This window comes from Paenarthrobacter sp. 10L420, assembly GCF_056395385.1.
The window spans coordinates 113,023-131,255 of the sequence record NZ_JBFTJK010000003.1; the positions used below are offsets into that span (position 1 = coordinate 113,023).

At 61.8% G+C, this 18,233-nt stretch carries 19 protein-coding genes; 12 read left to right on the plus strand and 7 right to left on the minus strand.

All coding sequences use genetic code 11. The features are described 5' to 3' along the window. Positions 1-163 precede the first annotated feature (163 nt). From AC1DD5_RS07255 to treS, 4 genes are all read left to right on the plus strand, one after another. Complete coding sequence (locus tag AC1DD5_RS07255) at positions 164-766, plus strand: PadR family transcriptional regulator (RefSeq protein WP_477521021.1); 603 nt, start codon at positions 164-166, stop codon at positions 764-766. Beyond that, positions 763-2,529 carry a sulfatase family protein gene (locus AC1DD5_RS07260; RefSeq protein ID WP_477521022.1) on the plus strand — a complete coding sequence of 589 codons (1,767 nt, stop codon included), beginning with the start codon at positions 763-765 and terminating at the stop codon, positions 2,527-2,529. Before AC1DD5_RS07255 ends, AC1DD5_RS07260 begins: the two co-directional genes overlap by 4 nt. Positions 2,530-2,588: 59 nt before the next feature. Continuing rightward, the gene (locus tag AC1DD5_RS07265; protein ID WP_477521023.1) at positions 2,589-3,947 is read left to right on the plus strand and encodes an MFS transporter; all 1,359 of its coding nucleotides are present in this window, start codon (positions 2,589-2,591) and stop codon (positions 3,945-3,947) included. Positions 3,948-4,364: 417 nt separating this feature from the next. Beyond that, positions 4,365-6,527, plus strand: coding sequence for a maltose alpha-D-glucosyltransferase (treS, locus tag AC1DD5_RS07270; protein WP_477521131.1), 2,163 nt, complete (start codon positions 4,365-4,367; stop codon positions 6,525-6,527). 55 nt (positions 6,528-6,582) lie between these two features. Here treS and AC1DD5_RS07275 read toward each other — a convergent pair whose 3' ends face one another. After that, the gene (locus tag AC1DD5_RS07275; protein WP_477521024.1) at positions 6,583-7,626 is read right to left on the minus strand and encodes a hypothetical protein; all 1,044 of its coding nucleotides are present in this window, start codon (positions 7,624-7,626) and stop codon (positions 6,583-6,585) included. Between the two features lie 152 nt (positions 7,627-7,778). Between AC1DD5_RS07275 and AC1DD5_RS07280 the strand changes: the two genes are divergently transcribed. Next, on the plus strand, positions 7,779-8,216 hold the full coding sequence (locus AC1DD5_RS07280) for a VOC family protein (protein WP_477521025.1): 438 nt from the start codon (positions 7,779-7,781) through the stop codon (positions 8,214-8,216). Between the two features lie 18 nt (positions 8,217-8,234). On the opposite strand, the gene AC1DD5_RS07285 is transcribed toward AC1DD5_RS07280, so the two are convergent. Beyond that, complete coding sequence (locus AC1DD5_RS07285) at positions 8,235-8,633, minus strand: rhodanese-like domain-containing protein (protein WP_477517627.1); 399 nt, start codon at positions 8,631-8,633, stop codon at positions 8,235-8,237. Positions 8,634-8,869: 236 nt separating this feature from the next. Here AC1DD5_RS07285 and AC1DD5_RS07290 point away from each other — a divergent pair, with 236 nt between their 5' ends. The 3 genes from AC1DD5_RS07290 to AC1DD5_RS07300 are packed head-to-tail and all read left to right on the plus strand — an operon-like array spanning position 8,870 to position 12,118. Next, positions 8,870-9,241 carry a metal-sensitive transcriptional regulator gene (locus AC1DD5_RS07290; protein WP_442004886.1) on the plus strand — a complete coding sequence of 124 codons (372 nt, stop codon included), beginning with the start codon at positions 8,870-8,872 and terminating at the stop codon, positions 9,239-9,241. A 49-nt stretch (positions 9,242-9,290) separates the two neighbouring features. Further along, positions 9,291-9,524, plus strand: coding sequence for a heavy-metal-associated domain-containing protein (locus AC1DD5_RS07295; RefSeq protein WP_442004887.1), 234 nt, complete (start codon positions 9,291-9,293; stop codon positions 9,522-9,524). An 8-nt stretch (positions 9,525-9,532) separates the two neighbouring features. Beyond that, positions 9,533-12,118: a heavy metal translocating P-type ATPase gene (locus AC1DD5_RS07300; protein WP_477521026.1), complete on the plus strand. Its 2,586-nt coding sequence runs from the start codon at positions 9,533-9,535 to the stop codon at positions 12,116-12,118. Between the two features lie 80 nt (positions 12,119-12,198). Here AC1DD5_RS07300 and AC1DD5_RS07305 read toward each other — a convergent pair whose 3' ends face one another. Next, positions 12,199-12,471, minus strand: a complete 273-nt coding sequence (locus tag AC1DD5_RS07305; protein WP_477521027.1) for a DUF2277 domain-containing protein — start codon at positions 12,469-12,471, stop codon at positions 12,199-12,201. 158 nt (positions 12,472-12,629) lie between these two features. Here AC1DD5_RS07305 and AC1DD5_RS07310 point away from each other — a divergent pair, with 158 nt between their 5' ends. Further along, positions 12,630-12,893: a WXG100 family type VII secretion target gene (locus AC1DD5_RS07310; RefSeq protein WP_011776688.1), complete on the plus strand. Its 264-nt coding sequence runs from the start codon at positions 12,630-12,632 to the stop codon at positions 12,891-12,893. A 75-nt stretch (positions 12,894-12,968) separates the two neighbouring features. On the opposite strand, the gene AC1DD5_RS07315 is transcribed toward AC1DD5_RS07310, so the two are convergent. Next, a complete protein-coding gene (locus AC1DD5_RS07315) occupies positions 12,969-14,015 on the minus strand; it encodes an EamA family transporter (protein WP_477521028.1) in 1,047 nt (348 codons plus the stop codon). 71 nt (positions 14,016-14,086) lie between these two features. Here AC1DD5_RS07315 and AC1DD5_RS07320 point away from each other — a divergent pair, with 71 nt between their 5' ends. The 3 genes from AC1DD5_RS07320 (at position 14,087) to AC1DD5_RS07330 (ending at position 15,729) form a co-directional block, all read left to right on the plus strand. Beyond that, positions 14,087-14,635 (plus strand): CGNR zinc finger domain-containing protein, encoded by a 549-nt coding sequence (locus AC1DD5_RS07320; protein WP_442017221.1) that lies wholly within the window; start codon positions 14,087-14,089, stop codon positions 14,633-14,635. Between the two features lie 194 nt (positions 14,636-14,829). Beyond that, positions 14,830-15,270, plus strand: coding sequence for a hypothetical protein (locus AC1DD5_RS07325; protein WP_477521029.1), 441 nt, complete (start codon positions 14,830-14,832; stop codon positions 15,268-15,270). A 228-nt stretch (positions 15,271-15,498) separates the two neighbouring features. Continuing rightward, complete coding sequence (locus AC1DD5_RS07330) at positions 15,499-15,729, plus strand: hypothetical protein (RefSeq protein ID WP_477521030.1); 231 nt, start codon at positions 15,499-15,501, stop codon at positions 15,727-15,729. 142 nt (positions 15,730-15,871) lie between these two features. Here AC1DD5_RS07330 and AC1DD5_RS07335 read toward each other — a convergent pair whose 3' ends face one another. The 3 genes from AC1DD5_RS07335 to AC1DD5_RS07345 all read right to left on the minus strand — a co-directional run bounded on the left by AC1DD5_RS07335 (position 15,872) and on the right by AC1DD5_RS07345 (position 18,222). Next, positions 15,872-16,225, minus strand: coding sequence for a hypothetical protein (locus tag AC1DD5_RS07335; protein ID WP_477521031.1), 354 nt, complete (start codon positions 16,223-16,225; stop codon positions 15,872-15,874). A gap of 74 nt (positions 16,226-16,299) precedes the next feature. Continuing rightward, a complete protein-coding gene (locus tag AC1DD5_RS07340; RefSeq protein WP_477521032.1) occupies positions 16,300-16,872 on the minus strand; it encodes a DUF308 domain-containing protein in 573 nt (190 codons plus the stop codon). A gap of 9 nt (positions 16,873-16,881) precedes the next feature. Continuing rightward, entirely contained in the window at positions 16,882-18,222 is a 1,341-nt protein-coding gene (locus tag AC1DD5_RS07345) for an MATE family efflux transporter (protein WP_477521033.1), read from the minus strand. Positions 18,223-18,233 lie beyond the last annotated feature (11 nt).

The window sequence follows — 18,233 nt, forward strand, 5'->3', positions numbered from 1 at the left end:
TGTACACAGGCTTCGGCGTTAAGGTTCGACGCCGGAACTTGCCTTGGCGCCTAGGCAACCAAAAGCATTCCACTTGTGTCATTGACTCACCATTCCACTTGTGTCATTCTTTTCTTAGAAGACGTGATCCGCATCACGCAATGACCCGCCAATGGAGAGAACAATGAAGCTCGAACACATCCTTCTTGGAGTCCTGCTGGAGCACCCGAGCACGGGCTACGACATCAAGAAGTTCCTGGACACCCACGGCCGCTTCCTGCGCTCAAATACGCAGATGAGCCAGGTCTACCGCGCGCTCGGGAGCATGGAGAGTCAGGGTTGGGTGACCCATAGCGTGGACCCACGGCCCGGCGCACAGGACGCAAAGACCTACCGCGTCACTGATGAAGGAGCCACGGTGTTCCTCGATTGGCTCACCGGCCCGTACCACCCGGCCAGCCGTTTCCAGGACCCCGAACTCGCCGCGCGATTGTCCTTTGCCGGTTTCATGAGCGCCGAGCAACTCCTCCAGATTCTGGACGTCGAAATCCAGACCCGCCAGGACGAAATCGCCCGCTACCGCAACCGCGACCGCAGGGAACAATGGGCTCCCACCATCGCCTTTGACACGGAGCTGGCCGAATCCGTGGGAGAGCGCCTGCACCTCATGGGCGCGAGCGCCATCGACGCCCACGTGGCTGGACTCATCAGCCTGCGCAAGGAGCTCCTGGATGGACAGCTGTCGTCCCGCTCGCTCACCGCAGTACCGGCGGAGCTGCGACCATGAAGGCCATCATTCTCATGTTCGATAGCCTCAACAGGCACATGCTCTCCCCGTACGCCGCGGACACGTTCGTAGACGCCCCCAACTTTGCCCGCCTCGCAGCAAAGACAGCCACGTTCGACAATTTTTATGCCGGTTCGATGCCCTGCATGCCAGCCCGCCGCGAGATGCACACGGGCCGCCACAATTTCCTGCACCGCAGTTGGGGGCCACTGGAACCGTTCGACGATTCCATGCCGGAGATGCTCGGAAAGGCAGGAGTGCACACGCATCTCGTGTCAGACCACCCGCACTACTGGGAGGACGGAGGCGCCACCTATCACCCGCGTTACACAACCTGGGAGTTCTTCCGTGGCCAGGAAGGCGACCCTTGGAAGGGTGTAGTAAATCCTTCCGGCGGAAGCCAGGACTGGCGTGCCGGGATGAAGCGTCAGGACCTCATCAACCGCAGTTACATGCCCACCGAGGCTGACCACTCCCAGACCAAAACTGTCGACGCCGGCCTGCACTTCATCGATACGAACCATGAAGCAGACAAGTGGATGCTCCAGATCGAGCTTTTCGATCCACATGAGCCCTTCTTCACCCACAGCAAATACAAGGCCTTGTACGAGCATGATTACGATGGCCCCGAATTCGATTGGCCTGGATATCAGAAGGTCACCGAGCCTCAGGATCAGGTGGAGCACGCCCGCTACGAATATGCCGCTTTGGTCTCGATGTGCGACAAGTCGCTCGGACGGGTTCTGGATGCCATGGATCAGTACAACCTCTGGGAAGACACCCTCCTCCTGGTGAACACGGACCACGGCTTCCTCCTGGGGGAGCACGGTTGGTGGGCCAAGTCTGTTCAGCCATGGTTCAACGAGCTGGTTCACCTGCCCATGTTCCTGTGGGACCCGCGCACCGGCGGCAAGGACACCCGGCGTGGAGCTCTTGCCCAGACCATCGACATCGCACCCACCATGCTGCGCTTCTTCGGCGTCGAACCTACGCAGGATATGCAGGGCCAGGACCTTGCCGCCGTGCTGCAGGATGACAGCGAAGTACGCGAGGCGGCCCTGTTCGGTATTCACGGTGGCCACGTCAACGTCACTGACGGCCGCTACGTTTACATGCGTGCCGCCGTCGATCCTTCCAACGCTCCTCTGGAGGATTACACGCTGATGCCCACCCACATGCGGTCCCGGTTCTCAACGGCCGAACTCGCGCAGTGGGAACCTGCGGAAGCGTTCAGCTTCACCAAGGGGCTGCGGACAATGCTACTCCAGACCACCTCCATGATGAACTCGTGGGTCCACGGATCCCTCCTGTTCGACGTGGAAAACGACCCACACCAAACGAACCCGATCATCGATGACGAGTTGGAACTGCGCCTTCTGAAAACAATGGCCAAACTCATGCACGCCAACGATGCACCGGAAAGCCAGTTCCAGCGGCTCGGAATTCCCTTCGATTCCGAACCCACAGCCCAGCACCTGCTCGCCGCCCAGCAAGCGGACAGGGCGCGGCTCGCCTTGGAACCCCTGCCTCCGATCGACAGCTTCGGCGACGGCGGGGCGGCCCTGGCACTGCCCCTTCTGGAACTGCTCCAGGACGTCCGCGGCCGCGAAGCCGTGGAGAGGTACCTCCCCGACCTCATCAGCACTGAGTTGGTAAACATCCCCGCCCAGCTCAGCCTCTACCAGTTCGCAGCCGTCATCCCGGTTCCCTCGAGCGCCCTCGGGTCCATTGCCGAGGAACTGGCTGCCGTCCCCACGGCGTAACTCCAAGCCAGTGACACATCCCCAACCCAGCCTGACAATGTAGACAGGACCTACAGCCCATGACCACCCAACCCAGCCCCGCCCTCGCCACGGAAGCTCCAGCAGAAGGAGCAGCCCAGGCCAGCAAAGTCCCCCACCGCTGGCGAAACCTCGCTGTCCTCACCGGCGTTACCGTCGTGGACCATACGGAAGCCGGCCTCAGTGCCACCCTCTTCCCGACCATTGCGGCGGCCCTGAAACTGCAGAGCAGCCACCTTGGCCTGCTGGCCGCACTCGGCAAAATCATTGCTGTCCCTGCCGGTCCGGCGTGGGCCTGGCTTGCCGGAAAGATCGGCCGACGGAAAGCGCTGATCGCCACTACCCTGGCCGGTGGCGTCTTTGGTATAGCGGCAGGTTTTTCCCAGGACTTCGTTCAACTGTTGATCCTCAACACGCTGATGTCGGCATCGATCATCGGTGGAAGCCCGATCGCCAACGCCATCATCGCGGACTCCTTCGATGACAGCCAGCGGGGCAAGGCTGCGGGCTACTTCTACGGATTCATGAGCCTTATCAGCTCCTTCATTGCCCCGCTCATCGCCTTGTTTACGGGCATTACTGACGGCTGGCGCTTCGGGATGTGGACCATCGGTGGCATCTGCCTCCTGGCCGGCTTGCTTGTGGCACTGCTCCTGAAGGACCCGGGAGTTGGCGCTTCCGAGAAGCAGCTCGCAGACCTCAGCGGCCGCGAACGACTCGCCCCGAAAGTCACTGTTCGCTCCGTGGCCTCGCTGTTCCGGATTCCGAGCTTCTCCATCATGATGCTCTCGCGGTTGCTGTCCGGGCACCTCCTCATCGCGATCTTCGGTATCCAGTTCCTCGTGGTGGAACGGGGGTTCACCAACGCTGTCGCGGCCATCGTCCTGGTGCCCTTTGGGCTTGGCTACTTTGCCGGAACCGCGGGTGGTGGCTGGCTCGTCGCCCTCCTGGACCGGGTGCTTCCCGATCGCGGCCGGGTTGCCTACCTGCAGGGCGCCCAGGTTCTCTTCGCCGCCGTCGCATTCTTCGCCACCCAATTCGACTACGACAACATCGGCATCTACAGCGCGTTCTGGGCCTTGATCGGCTTCGCCCAAGGAGCCAATCCGCCCGCCAACCGTCCGATCGTCGCGGCCGTCGTCCTGCCGGAACTTCGCGGCCAGGCCTTCGCCATCTTCCTGACCGTTTTCGAGACCATCGGGTGGGCCGTCTTCTCCCTCGGAGCGGGCGCACTGGCCTCAAGCCTCGGAATCCAGGCCGTGTTCCTCTGGACCCTGGTGATCCTCATGCTGGTCAATGCGGCAGTCCTCACCGCCCTCTACTTCTGCTACCCGCGGGACGTGGAGCGTGTCCGCAATGCCCTGGAGGAGCGCCGGCAGGAAGCACTGCACCAGGGCTGACCAAAGCAACCGCCAAGGCTCGACGCCGGCACTCACCTGAGGGCCGTCGTCGAGCCTTTCGGGTGGTTCGGCAACCCACAGGTCAGTCATGGGTCGACAAATGGTGTACTCCGGTGCTTAGCATGAAGACTCCGGGAAGCCGGAGTACGCGACCTCTTGAACGACCCCTCGGAAGGTCGGCGCGAAAGCGGCGACCGCGTAAAGGAGAAAACTGTGCGGGAGCCCATAGCCAGCGAGAACGTGTCAGAGAACCGAAGCCTCGCAGGAGATTCCGGGGGGCAGGATACGCCGGCCAACGGTTCGAAACCGGACGGCGTTAAGCCCACGGACGGCGCTGAGCCTGCAGAGGGTGTGAACGGTGCAGAGCCTACGAATGGCGCGGAGGCCGATGACACTGCAGTATCCGAGCCGGCGGAAATTACTTTCGACGAACAGTTCTATCCGGCCCGCCCGAAAGCCCTGCGTCCAATAGCGCGCAGGCGGCAATTCTTCGCAGCCCGCCCCTCCTTGGAATTCGACGGGCGCAACCCAACGTATGTGGACTGGCTTCGGAACCAGTCGATGCTCGGCGACGCGAACACCATGGCACGGCAACTCTCAGGGCAGGCGAGTATGTGGCAGAACGCCTACGCCCGGCCAAATCCCAGGGCGGCTGTGGAGCGCGCACCCGTGTGGTTCACGGCCTACCCTCTCTCCTTCATCACCCGCGAGGGCCAGTCATTCCTGTCCGCGTTGGGAGATCCGGGGCTATGGAAAGCGTTCCGGGAGATCGGCATCCGTGGACTCCACACCGGACCCGTCAAGCTGGCCGGAGGCATCAGCGGTTGGTCCCAAACGCCTAGCGTAGATGGTCACTTTGACCGCATCAGCATGGCGATCGATCCCGCGTTCGGCACCGAAGAAGAGTTCCGCCGGATGTGCGAAGTCGCCGCAGATCATGAGGGGACGGTCATCGACGACATCGTGCCCGGGCACACGGGCAAGGGCGCGGATTTCCGTCTTGCCGAGATGAACTTCCGCGACTACCCGGGCATCTACCACATGGTGGACATCCCCGAGGAAGACTGGCACCTGCTGCCTGATGTTCCAGAGGGCGAAGACTCAGTGAACATCAGTCCCGACGCGGAGCAGGCCCTGCAAAAGGCCGGGTACATCATCGGCAGGCTCCAACGGGTGATCTTCTACGAGCCCGGGGTCAAGGAGACCAACTGGAGCGCCACCAGGCCGATCGTGGATACCACCGGCAAAACCCGTCGCTGGGTATATCTGCACTACTTCAAGGCCGGACAGCCGTCCATCAACTGGTTGGACCCAACCTTCGCCGGGATGCGTTTGGTGGTGGGCGATGCGCTGCACTCCCTCCTGGACCTGGGCACCGGCGCCCTGCGGCTGGATGCCAACGGGTTCCTCGGCGTGGAGAAGAGCGCTGAGGAGCAGCCGGGCTGGTCGGAAGGCCACCCCTTGTCCGAGGCAGCGAACCAGCTCATTGGCTCCATGATCCGCAAGGTGGGTGGGTTCTCTTTTCAGGAACTCAACCTCACCATTGACGACATCAAGACTCAGTCCGAATCGGGCCCGGATTTGTCCTACGACTTCATCACCAGGCCCGCCTACCACTACGCGCTGGTCACCGGTGATACCGAGTTCCTGCGGCTTACCCTTCGGCTTGCCATGGAGATCGGCGTGGACCAGGCCTCCCTGGTGCACGCGCTGCAGAACCACGATGAATTGACCTACGAACTGCTCCACTTTGCCGCTGGCCACCGGGAGGACATCTTCGAGCTTGCCGGCGAAGAGCTGACCGGTGCCGAGGTTGCCGAGAAAGTTCAGAACACCCTGCGGGAACGCCTCACGGGCGAGAATGGCCCGTACAACGCGGTCTTCACAACCAATGGCATCGCCTGCACCACCGTCAGCTTCATCATGGCGGCCCTGGGCGTCAAGAACCCCGCCGCCATCACCAAGGAGCAAGAGTCCCAGGTCCTTGACGCCCACGTGCTCCTGTCCATGTACAACGCGCTGCAGCCCGGAGTCTTCGCCCTTTCCGGCTGGGACCTCACCGGCATCACAGCCCTGGACCGCGCCACCGTACGTGAGCTCACTTCGCAGGGCGACACCCGCTGGATCAACCGCGGAGCACACGACCTCATGGGGACGAGCCCCGATGCCAAGACGTCCTTGGCCGGGATGCCACGCGCTACCAGTCTTTACGGTCCGCTGCCTGAACAGCTCAACGATCCAGGCTCCTACGCCCGGCGACTGCAGCAGATCCTGAAAGTAAGGGAACAATCAGGGATCGCAACCAGCACTTTGCTGGACGTGCCCGATGTTTCCAACCGCGGGCTGCTCGTCCTGGTCAACCAACTCGGCAGCGGCGAGCTTGAAGTCACCGTCCTGAACTTCTCCGACCAGGACATCGCCGGCAGCATCCAGTCCTCGCATCTTGTCCCCGGCGCCAGCGTCCACGATCTCTTCAGTGGCGAAAACGTGGGGCAAGTGGATGATCTCGGCAGCTTCTTCCTCGAACTGCGGGCGTTCCAGGGGACCGCGCTGGTTCTGAAGGAAGCCGAGACCGAATAGAAGGCCCCGACGTCGGCACCCGGGTGAGTGCCGACGTCGAGCCTTCTTGCGTGGTTCAGGACGCGTAGGGAACGCGCTGCCAGCTCAGAACATCGCTGCCCCGAGAACTGTTGGGAGCAACCGTCACACGCAGCCACTCGTTGGACGTTGCTGCACCTTCAACGGTCACGCGGCGGATGTTCTCTGCAGCGTCCACGCCGTAGATGCCCAGCCACGGCGAGCCCGCGGTCAACGGTGCATCGTCGTTGTAGACGTGGCTGTCGCCGTTGAAGATGTAGACGGGGCCGCCGTAGGACGCGGACCCGGCAGCAATTGCCTCGACGATCGGGCGGAAGCCGCTCACGAGCTCCGGGTTCGCCTCGGCACCCTGCGAGAGCATGAACGGGTCGAACATGTCGGCTTGGGTCATGATCACGACGGCGCGCGAGTCGGCCTTCCTGGCATCTGCAAATGTTCGCTGCAACTGGGCGACATCCGCTGCTGTCCTTGCCTGGACCTCCGCAAGTTGAGCTTCATTGGGCACGGTCTCACCGAGACCTGACCAGGGCGCGAGCGAATTGTTGGAACCCTGGACGTTGATGACGGAGAAGGCGACCCGCTCCTTGCTGAATGTCACATTTTCGGGCAGCCCCTGCTCCGCGGCGGACTTGACCGGCATGTTGCCACCCAGGGTCTTTCCCGGAGTGTTGAAGAACATTTCGCGCAAGGTGTCGAGCCGCTCCAGCGGGTTGTAGGCGCCATTGTTGACTCGGTGGCAGTCCACCCATTCGTTGTCGCCGGGCGTGTAGATGAGCGGAGCTTCGAAACGGTCAAACTGCGTCTTGATAGCGGCGAAGTACTCGTCCGTGCATTGAGCGGATCCTGCCTTGATGTCGCCCAGATGCGTGACGAACTTCAGCTCGTCCTGGTTGTTCAGTTCGGTGACCATCTGCGGAAAGCGTTCGACTTGGGCGGGACCGTACGGAACATCCCCGATCACGCCGAAGGTGAAGGAGGAATCACTGGCGTCTACGCTCGGGGCCGCTTGCGCTGGCAATGCAGGGATGGCGCTGAGGACCAAGGCGGTGGCTACGCCCAGGGCACGTTGGGTGAGTGACATGTCAGGCTCCAGAGATCGGTTTGGCTTTGGGGGCACCGGCCAAATTACGTGAGCCAAGCTACGGGAACCGGAAGTCGAGCCGTCACCTGGATGAACAGGCGGCGCCGCCCCATCACTGGAGCCAATCGCCAGACCTTGGTAGCTTTCAACGCATGGCCATCAAATTTGAGAATGTCGGTATCGCTGTTCGCGATATCGAAGCAGCAATCGCCTTTTTCACCGACCTCGGTCTTACGGTCATTGGCCGTGACACGATCAGCGGCGAGTGGGCCGATATGGCTGTAGGACTTGATGGAAACCATGCCAAGATCGCGATGCTACAAACTCCGGACGGTCAGGGTCGCCTTGAGCTCTTTGAATACATCCACCCGGAAGCGATCGAGTCTGACCCCACGCGCCCCAACGACATTGGCATGCACCGCGTGGCCTTTTCGGTCGACGATATCGATAAGGCCCTCGACGTAGCTGCAAAGCACGGATTCCATCCGCTTCGCGGCGTGGCGACCTACGGCGACGTCTACAAACTCACGTACCTCCGAGGCCCCAGCGGAATCCTCGTGATGCTCGCCCAGGAACTGAAGAAAGCCTGACGGCCGAAGTTCCTCACATCACCGGCCCGAGGTTCGGGCGATGTCTTGGGCAGAATCCTTCAAGCCGTCCCCGTACTTGTGAGCTGTGACCAGTGGATCGGGCTTCTGCGAGCTGACTCCGGAAGCAGTCTCGACTGGGAGGCCATTCCTGATCCAGTACTCGATGCCGCCTATCATTTCCTTCACGGAATATCCCAGCTCGGCGAATGCGAGCGCCGCGAAGGTGCTGCCGTTGCATCCCGGACCCCATGAGTAGACCACTACTTTTGAACCCGCCGGGATCAAGCCAGCAGCCATCGCCGGAATCTGCGCAGTCGGAATATGTACCGCGTCGGGAATATGCCCGTGGTCCCATGAGGACTGCCTGCGTGTGTCCACCACAACGAGGGAACCGGGCTCCGATTCGGCCACTTCCATGACGTCGATCTCGCACTGCAGCTTGGCGCGGAAAAAGGCGGCCGGATCGAGATTTATGGCGAGCGGTGAGGTTTTCACGTGTCCTCCGTTGAGAAAAGCGGATTCAGCGGCATTCTCCTTCCGCCAAAGCAAAGACTACGTGATCGCCGGCTTGCTTCGCGCTCCTTGGCAACAACTAGCGAGATACCCCTGGGGGGTACTTGATTTGATACCCCCAAGGGGTATACATTCAATGCATGAGCAATGCAGACCTGAGTATTAGTCAGCCGGGCGGTGACTTCCCGACCATTGAAGTGGATCTGGAGCACGCCGCGCCGCACGGTTATACGAGCAACAAGGATGCATACCTGCGCCGCCTGAAACGCATTGAGGGGCAGGTCCGCGGCATCGCGCGCATGGTGGAAGAGGACAAGTACTGCATCGACATCCTCACGCAGGTAGCTGCTGCCACGAAAGCCCTGCACGCCGTCAGCCTTGGGCTCGTCGAGGAGCACATCGGCCACTGTGTGGTTGGCGCTGCCTCCGAGCCCAACCCGGAAGCCCGCGCCGAACAGATCGACGCCAAAGTGAAGGAGGCCACCGATGCCATCGGGCGCCTGCTGCGGTAACTCCGCCACCACACACCACACCATTCAACTCACTACAAAGGAGCGCATCATGAGCCAGACCATCCAGACAAACGTCAACGTTTCCGGCATGACCTGCGGCCACTGTGTTTCAAGCGTGAGCGAGGAACTCGAAGCACTTAACGGCGTGGAAGAGGTCTCAGTGGACCTCAACCCCGGCGGACTGTCCACCGTGACCATCAAATCCACGAACCAGCTCTCGCCTTCAGAAATAGGCGAGGCCGTTGCTGAAGCTGGCTACCTGGTGGTAGCCAACGAAGCCTAGGAGACCTCTTGAGTAACCAGGAGACCTTCAATCAGTCCGAAACCCGGGTCATCGAACTGGACATAGAGGGCATGACCTGCGCCTCATGCGTCAATCGAGTTGAGCGGAAGCTCGGCAAGCTTGAAGGCGTTGAAGCCAGCGTCAACCTGCCCTTGGAATCAGCCCATGTGACCGTTCCGGCCACAGTAACGGACCAACAAATCGTGGACACGGTCAATGCCACGGGCTACAAAGCCAAAGTCCGCCAACCCCCGGCCCCCCACACCCGCGAGCGCCACGATTACGGCGCGAACCCCGTCGGACTCACCCCCACGGAGCTCACGAATGACCCCTCGGCCCACGAGGACCACCAAAATACGTCCACCCATCACGGCACGATGACACCGGAACAGACAACGCTGGGTGTGCCCGGCGGAGGCGGCCACGGCGGAAGCGTTCACGCCCACAGCGGAACCGCCGGAGGCGTGCGGCAGCATGCGTCTAAGCGAGGCACGAGCGAGCATGCAGAGCATGGCGCCGGCGGTTCCGCGCCAGCCGAGCACACCGACCACCCCGAGCCGGCCGAACACACCAGGCACGAGAATCACGCCGACCACGCAGATCACATGTCCCACGGCCCGGCCGCGTCAACACTCCGCCCACGCCTGATCACGGCAGCCATACTGACCATCCCCGCCTTCGCCATTTCGATGGTGCCCGCCCTGCAGTTCACAAACTGGGGCTGGATTGTGGGTGCGCTGGCGCTGCCGGTAGTCAGCTGGGCTGCGTGGCCGTTCCATAGGGCCGCTGCTATCAACGCCCGGCATTTCGCATCCACCATGGACACGCTCGTTTCCATCGGGGTGATCGCGGCTTACCTCTACTCCGCCTGGCAGTTGTTCGCGGATCCCCGGATGACTGAGCATCCCGGCATGGAAAGTATGTCCGGCGGTGGCCTGTATTTCGAAGTCGCCGCGGTTGTCACCACGTTCCTGCTTTTAGGCCGGTATTTGGAAGCGAATGCGAAGGCCAAGGCAGGCGACGCTTTGAAAGCCCTGCTGAATCTTGGCGCCAAGGATGCCACGATTTTGGTGGACGGCCGGGAGCAGAAAATACCTGCAGAAGAACTCCTGGTAGATGACGTCATTGTGGTCCGCCCTGGTGAGAAGATCGCGACGGATGGTGTGGTCATTGACGGCGCGTCCGCCGTCGACGCCTCTCTCGTTACCGGCGAATCAGTTCCGGTCGAAGTCGGTCCGGGCAGTCAGGTCACAGGCGCCACCATCAACACCTCTGGCCGTCTGTTGGTACGAGCCACACGGGTTGGGTCCGACACCACCCTGGCGCAGATGGGCCGTTTGGTCAGCCAGGCGCAGACCGGAAAAGCGCCGATCGCACGTCTGGCGGACAGGATCAGCGCGGTGTTCGTGCCGATCGTGCTGGTGCTTGCGTTGGTGACGTTCCTGTTGTGGCTGTTCTTCTCGGGCGACCTCAACGCGGCGTTTACCGCTGCGGTTGCTGTCCTCGTGATCGCCTGCCCTTGCGCCTTGGGCCTCGCAACTCCTGTGGGCCTGCTGACCGGAACGGGCCGCGGCGCCCAGCTGGGCATCCTCATCAAGGGCCCGCAGGTGCTCGAGGACACCCGCCACGTGGACACTATCCTGTTGGACAAGACCGGCACTGTGACCAGCGGAAAGCTGGCCATGGATCATACGGTCGCCCTCAACGGCCACTCACCGGCCGCAGTTCTGACGCTTGCCGGTGCGGTTGAGTCGGCATCGGAGCACCCCATCGCCCACGCGATTGCAGCAGCGGCCAAGGAAGCAATGCCCGACGCCGGTACCTTTCCGGGCGTGGATGACTTCAGTTCCGCTCCTGGCGGCGGAGTCCGGGGAACCGTGTCCCTAGACGGCACCGCAAAAACGATTGTCGTTGGGCGCTCAGGCTGGCTTGAGGAGAACGGCATTGCCCTCGATTCGAGCCAACGGGACGAACTCGCAGCCCAGGAGAACAGCGGTGCCACCGCAATTTGGGTTGCGGTGGACGGACAAGCTGCGGGCATCGTCAGCCTGAGCGATACCATCAAGCCCGGCTCGGCTGCTGCGATCCAGCGGCTGAAGGACCTGGGAATTCGTCCGATGCTACTGACGGGTGATAACGCTGCCGTGGCCGCCCAGGTAGCTGCCGCCGTCGGGATTTCTCCTGATGACGTGTTCGCTGGTATCTTGCCCGAAGGCAAAGTGGACGCGGTGCGTAAGCTTCAGGACTCCGGTGCAACTGTGGCTATGGCCGGCGACGGCGTGAACGACGCCGCAGCGTTGGCGCAGTCCGATCTTGGCATTGCGATGGGATCGGGCACGGATGTCGCGATCGAAGCCTCGGACCTTACGGTAATGGGCAGCGATCTGGGTCAGCTCGTCCAGGCCATTGAGCTGTCCCGCAAGACGCTCTCCACTATCAAGACCAATCTGTTCTGGGCCTTCTTCTACAACGCGATTGGTATCCCGGTGGCAGCTCTTGGACTGCTGAATCCGATGATCGCGGGCGCAGCAATGGCAGCGAGCTCCGTGCTTGTTGTGGCGAACTCCCTGCGGCTGCGCTCGTTCGGGAAGTAGCGCCAACTACCTAGCAGCACATGACGTTCCGGGTTCCCGGAACGTCATGTGCTGCTATTCACTTTGCAGGGTTGTACCCGCTAAGCCGTCCCAAAGCGGACAGCAGCCCGGGCCTTTGCCTTGGCGGCTTCCTCGTCACGATTCTTCGCGGGGGCATGGCTCACCAACGAATCCAGCAAGTGCTGAGTGATGTGGGCGATCTCGTGGACGGCATCAGCGAAAGCCTCCTCATTGGCCTTGGACGGCTTGGTGGACCCGCTGATCTTGCGCACATATTGCAGCGCGGCGGCCTCCACTTCTGCCGACGTAGCGTGTGGTTCGAAGTTATGGAGAGTCCTGATATTCCGGCACATAACCCCATGCTAACTATGGGCAGTGCTGCATGGGGAGGGGTGCCCATCGACGCTCTTTGGAATCCCACGATAGGTTTTAGCTATTGGATCTTCCGGATGAGCCGGAGGCCGCTGGGGATGCCGAAGAGCTCGGGTCCGAACAAATGAAGGAGAATCTCATGGCTATTTGGGGTGCAGATGTTGATCAGCTTCGTCAGCTCGGTAACAAGCTGAAGGCTGGTGCCGAGAACATCGAGCAGCAGCGTTCACAGCTCAAGGGTGCCCTTGACGGCACCGACTGGAAGGGCCCGGACGCTGACAAGTTCCGCGGCGAGTGGGACAGCCAGCACGCTTCCAACCTGAAGAAGGTTGCCGACGCCCTTCGCGAAGCCGGCGACCGCGCTCAGAAGAACGCTGAGCAGCAGCAGCAGGCTTCCAACTAAGACAGTTGGGAAAACCCCGGACGCAAAGGCGTTCGGGGTTTTCGCTTTTCCAGGATCAAAACTTGCAGTCGCCCTTTAGTCCCGTGGGACCTTGGCGACAGGCCCCGAGGGGACAGGTTCGACGTCGTTCGCGTGATCCAGGACCCTGGCGCGCACGGCCTCTTCAGCGGTTCGGGCTGCCTTGCGGTCGCCGCGCAATTCGTCCACGCGGACCAGGACCACACCGCCCACAATCAGCAGTCCGCCCACCAACTGGATGGGACCCGGCAGTTCGCCCAACAGCAGCCAGGCCCAGATCACGGCGAACAGCACCTCTGTCAGCGAAACGAATGACGCCACTTTGGACCCCAGGCTGCGCGCCGCCATGATCCCTGAAACGTAAGCGAGGACGGTCGCAAGGATTACTAGTCCCACGGCGGATACCCACCACGGTATTGTCCATGGTCCAAGGGTGGTATCAGCGGTGCTGAAAGTCATGGGAATCAGCCCCAAGGCACCCACCAGCCACATGACCAACGCGCCCACCAGAAGCCCGCCCGAGGCGAGCACCAGTGGAGGAAGAGTGTCATTTTCCTTGGCTGTGATGAAGAAGTAGATCACCAGGCATACTGCTGCAGCCATGCCCCAGAGGACGCCGATGAAGTCCACCTTCACAGCACCGGTCAGGTCCAGGACAAGGACCAGTCCGCCCAGCGAAAGCAGTGCGCCGGCAGCGGTGAGGGCCCGGGGACAGCGTCGGCTGGCGATCCAAAGCCACAGCACGATCATCACCGGAGCCAGGTATTCGAGCAGCAGTGCGACACCTACGGACAGCCGGGCCACCGCATTGAAGTAGAACAGCTGACAGCCGGCGACTCCGATGAGCCCGAACAGCAGGATAGTCAGCCAGTTGTCCCTAAGCTGGTGCCAGCGGCCGCGGAGAACTACGACGCCGGGAATCGCCAGAATCAGTGCGGCACCGGTGAGTCGCACGGCAACGGCAGCGCCAGGTGACCAGCCGGTTTCCAGCATGGATTTAGCGAAGGAGCCCGACGTGCCGAAAACCGCTGAGGAAAATAGAGCGATGCCGACTCCTGAGGCCAGGAAACCTTTTGCATCAGCCTTCGTCTTTGTAGCTGACACAGCAGCCTCCTGTCAGGAGTAAAGTGGGCTTATGGTCATGACAGTACTCCCGAAACATGTAAGGAGTCAAAGTGCATTTTGCGCCTGACACCGAGATTGCACTTCGCAGCGTCGTAAATCTCGTCAACACAGCGGCCAACGGCGAGGATTCCCTGACGTCCGTGGAGGATCTCGACGCGTTTCTGGCGGCCGAAGAATTTTCCGGTTCGAGGACTCATGACGAAGCGGAATTGCGCAGTATCAAGCGCCTCCGGAGCGAATTGGCATCACTGTGGTCCGCCGATGAGGACACCGCCGCAAAGACTGTGAACAAACTGCTGGTTGACGCCAAGGCACTCCCGCAGCTCGTCAAGCACGATCACTGGGACTGGCATCTCCACGCCACAACCCCGGAAGCACCCTTGGCCGACCGCATGGGCACAGAAGCTGCCATGGCAATCATTGACGTGATCCGCAGCCAGGAAATGGATCGCATGCGCGTGTGCGCCGCCGACGATTGCGACGCCGTGGTCCTTGACCTCAGCCGCAACCGCTCCAAGCTCTATTGCGACACAGGCAACTGCGCCAACCGAGCCCACGTCGCGGCATATCGGGCAAGGAAAGCTGCTGAGGGCGAGTAAGAGGCCTGCATAATTGCAGGATGGGGACATCGAGTGACACTAACGAAGGCAGTATCAACGCCGGACCGCCGCGCTACCCGGTTACCCTGCAGTCTCGATTTCAGGACGCGAGCTGGCAGTACCAAGTACCAGGGCCGACCCCACCGCCGTTAACGCTCGCCGCCCTCCCCAAAGAGCGGTATGGGACAGCGGGCATGACGAATTTCGGTCAGTTGGGAATTGCGTTAGCACTATTGGCCCCCACTTGGGTCATGATCCAAGTGTCCTTAACCAGCGATTATGACGGTTTGGCGGGGATCGTCGGGTTTCTGTTGGGCGGCGTGATAATTCCAACTTTGGCCATCGTTGCCGTTATCGTGCTGGGTCTGCCAGTTCGTCTCGCTCCGCGCCTCAATCGCTGGTGGGCTGGGAACGGACACGCTCATACTGCCATTGCTTCTGTCGCGGTAGGGCTCATGGTCGCCGGCATCGTCAAAACCCAGCGACAGGTTGGCATCTTGGATGGAGTCGCCTATGACGTCGTTACGCCGGACCCCGGCTTACTTTGCGGCGGGTGGTTCCTACTAGCGTTCCTCTTGGTCAACGCGGCACTGCCTCTTCGGTGGCGTCGCCGCACAATCCCGCAGAGTGCATAGCCCGAGAAAGCTGCCGAAGGCGAGTAAGAACCCTGCATAATGGCTGACATGGGGGAACAACCAAATCAGGATCGGCGATTTCAGGCCAAGGGGCAGCCCCCCCCGCCTGGGTGCGGCCACCCGACTGGCCGGACAGGGCCGATTTTTGCAATGGGCCTCGCCGTGGCCCTGGGTCTTCCCCTCCGCCTTAATCGTCGACTGAGCCTTTGGTGGGTGGGAAATTGGGCCGTGTATATCGTTCTCGCTGTGGCGGGCGCCCTGCTTCTGGTTTGGGGCTACAACAAGCCTGAGCGTCAGGTGGGTGAGATCGACGGATTCACTTACGACGTCGTCCTGCCGGACGCAGGCTTGCTCATGAGCGGATGCTTGCTCCTGACGTTCCTCGCGGTAAACGCTGGCTTTCCCCGAAGACCCAAGCGCGTGTCACCCACGCCACGCAAATTACTCAGCGCCCAATAAATGGACGAGTGCCACCCGGATTGAGGTGGCGCAGACAAATTTTCGTGGCGGTCGCGGGCGTGCGTGTCAGCAGGCCGGGACGTTAAAGCGCGCCTCCCCACAAAAAAGCGCCTCCCCACCAAAGTGAGGAGACGCTGGAAGGTTAGTGGCCGCCGTCGGGCGTTTCCGGCTCGTCAGCAGCCGAACCGGGGGCTGCGGAGCCGCCGTGCCCTGGGCGCTTTGAACTGAGATTGACGCCCGAGCCCTTGCCCAGGTGCTCGGCGTTTTCCTTGTGGCTCATGGAAAGCATCGCAGCCACTACGAGGCTCACGATGAACGCGATACCGGCGCCGGTGAACGCGAGGTCGAACCGGGGAGTGCGTGCGCTGCCACCTGAGGCGAAGATCAGCACCGCAACAAATGCCAATACTGCGAAGAACGCGGAGAACATGAGGGGTCCCTTGACCGAGGTCCGCATCTTTCGCGGCTCTCTTGGTGTCTGGTCTGCCACGGTCATTCCTCCAATGATGGCGGGCCTGTTCGGCTCCCCGCCGGTTGCAAAAGTTCTACAGCGAGTAGAACGTCCAGCTACTAGTTTACGGCCTCGGGGGAAGCACCCGGCGCAGTGGTCTGAGTCCCCGACCGAACGTCATGCCGGAGGGTGAGTCCGGAGAGCATCCACAACACTCCGGAAAGGATCGCACCGCCGCCAGCGACCCCCAAAAGTGCGTGCGCCCCGAGCGAAATGAAGAACGGCAATGCCACTGCCGTACCCACAGCGATAACGCCGGAAACAAGCCAGTCACGGGTCAACGAGTCGCGATTCCGCAGTCCATGAACTAGTTCAAAGACGCCAAGTACTAGTAGCGCTGCGGCGGCGGAAAGCGCGACGCCGGCGTCGGACTGAGTGACCAAAGCCACCACACCGCCTGCAGCGACCACCACCGGAACAGCCGCCGGCAGAACGCGGGACATCCACAAAGCGCCTGCCGTCCCCAGCAGATAGAGGCCGATAGCCCACGCGAGGACCTGCACAGAAGGCGATCCCCAGAAGATCGTGACAAGGCCAAATACCAGTGCAACCGCAGCGCGGATCAGCACGGGTTTCCAGAGCTCGGCCACGGAGGCAGACGGTGTCTGGGCAGAATTCGCTGGGAGAGTCACGCGTCCAGTTTAGTGCGAACCCAGCACCATCCATTTATCAGTGCGCGCACGCAACCCCAACGTGACCCCGCGGGCCAGCATGTAGCCCAGCGCAAAGACGACCCACAACCACACCAGCCCCGCCGCGCCGTCGGGCCTGACGATGTGGACGGCCGCAAGCAGCGGCAGATAGACCCCAAGATTTACGACGCCGGCAATCGCCAGATAGCGCGCGTCGCCAGCACCGATGAGAACTCCGTCGAGGACAAACACGTAGCCGGCCAACGGCTGTCCGACGGCGAGGACCCAGAGGGCCAGGGTCAAAGCCTCCCGGACACCGGCATCAGAGGTGAAGAGGTAGCCGGCCCAAGGAGCAACCAACGCCAGCAGCAGCCCGGTGACCACCCCAAAACCGAGACCCCATCGGATCATGGTCCGCGTGAGTTCCCGGACGCGGCCAGCATTTCTCGCACCCAGTTCCTTGCCGATCAAGGCTTGCGCGGCGATGGCGAGGGCGTCCAAAGCGAAGGCGAGGAAGGAGAAAATGGTCATCGCCAACTGGTGCGCGGCGAGGTTCACTGCGCCCTGGGCTGTGACCACGAGGACCGTGGCGAGGATGGCGAGGCGGAGGCTGAGCGTGCGCAGCATCAGCCACGAGCCAACCTTGGTCATGGCCCGGATGCCGTGCCAGTCGGGCTTGAAGGACACGTCGTGTTGCCGTGCATTCCGCCCGACCATCACCAGATACACTGCGGCCATGGCCCATTGGGCAATGCTGGTGCCGATCGCCGAACCAGTAACTGAGAGATGCAAGCCGTACACGAGAAACCAGTTCAGCCCGATGTTCAGTGCGAAACCTGCAGTTGCAACCACCAGAGGAGTCCGAGTGTCCTGAAGACCACGGAGCACGCCAGTGCCCGCGAATATCAGGAGCATCGCGGCGAGCCCGGGCATCGACCAGCGCAGATAATCGACCGCGAACCCACGCACATCGCCGGTGGCGCCCATCAGGCCTACAAGAGGTTCGGCAGCGACGAAGCCGACCACAGCGAGCGAAATGCCCAGCACCAAAGCCAGCCACACGCCGTCGCGCCCTGCCGCCAAAGCTTTCGCCAACTTACCGTCACCGATCGCGCGGGCAACCGCCGGCGTCGTCGAATATGCCAGGAAGACCATAAGTCCCACTGCGGTGTGCATGATCGTGGATGCCAGGCCCACACCTGCGAGCTGATCGACGCCAAGGTGGCCAACGATGGCGGAGTCGGCCAGCAGGAACAGCGGCTCGGCTATCAGCGCACCGAACGCGGGCACTGCCAGATGCAGAATCTCGCGGGCATTCGAACGAGTGGTGATGGTTGTGGTTTGAGGCACTAAACAAGCCT

What these genes read in the sequence shown, in the direction of transcription:
- AC1DD5_RS07255 (WP_477521021.1), top strand. Translation starts at nt 164, where the DNA reads ATGAAGCTCGAACACATCCTTCTTGGAGTCCTGCTGGAGCACCCGAGC.
- AC1DD5_RS07260 (WP_477521022.1), top strand. Translation starts at nt 763, where the DNA reads ATGAAGGCCATCATTCTCATGTTCGATAGCCTCAACAGGCACATGCTC.
- AC1DD5_RS07265 (WP_477521023.1), top strand. Translation starts at nt 2,589, where the DNA reads ATGACCACCCAACCCAGCCCCGCCCTCGCCACGGAAGCTCCAGCAGAA.
- AC1DD5_RS07275 (WP_477521024.1), bottom strand. Translation starts at nt 7,626, where the DNA reads ATGTCACTCACCCAACGTGCCCTGGGCGTAGCCACCGCCTTGGTCCTC.
- AC1DD5_RS07280 (WP_477521025.1), top strand. Translation starts at nt 7,779, where the DNA reads ATGGCCATCAAATTTGAGAATGTCGGTATCGCTGTTCGCGATATCGAA.
- AC1DD5_RS07285 (WP_477517627.1), bottom strand. Translation starts at nt 8,633, where the DNA reads ATGGAAGTGGCCGAATCGGAGCCCGGTTCCCTCGTTGTGGTGGACACA.
- AC1DD5_RS07290 (WP_442004886.1), top strand. Translation starts at nt 8,870, where the DNA reads ATGAGCAATGCAGACCTGAGTATTAGTCAGCCGGGCGGTGACTTCCCG.
- AC1DD5_RS07295 (WP_442004887.1), top strand. Translation starts at nt 9,291, where the DNA reads ATGAGCCAGACCATCCAGACAAACGTCAACGTTTCCGGCATGACCTGC.
- AC1DD5_RS07305 (WP_477521027.1), bottom strand. Translation starts at nt 12,471, where the DNA reads ATGTGCCGGAATATCAGGACTCTCCATAACTTCGAACCACACGCTACG.
- AC1DD5_RS07310 (WP_011776688.1), top strand. Translation starts at nt 12,630, where the DNA reads ATGGCTATTTGGGGTGCAGATGTTGATCAGCTTCGTCAGCTCGGTAAC.
- AC1DD5_RS07325 (WP_477521029.1), top strand. Translation starts at nt 14,830, where the DNA reads ATGACGAATTTCGGTCAGTTGGGAATTGCGTTAGCACTATTGGCCCCC.
- AC1DD5_RS07335 (WP_477521031.1), bottom strand. Translation starts at nt 16,225, where the DNA reads ATGACCGTGGCAGACCAGACACCAAGAGAGCCGCGAAAGATGCGGACC.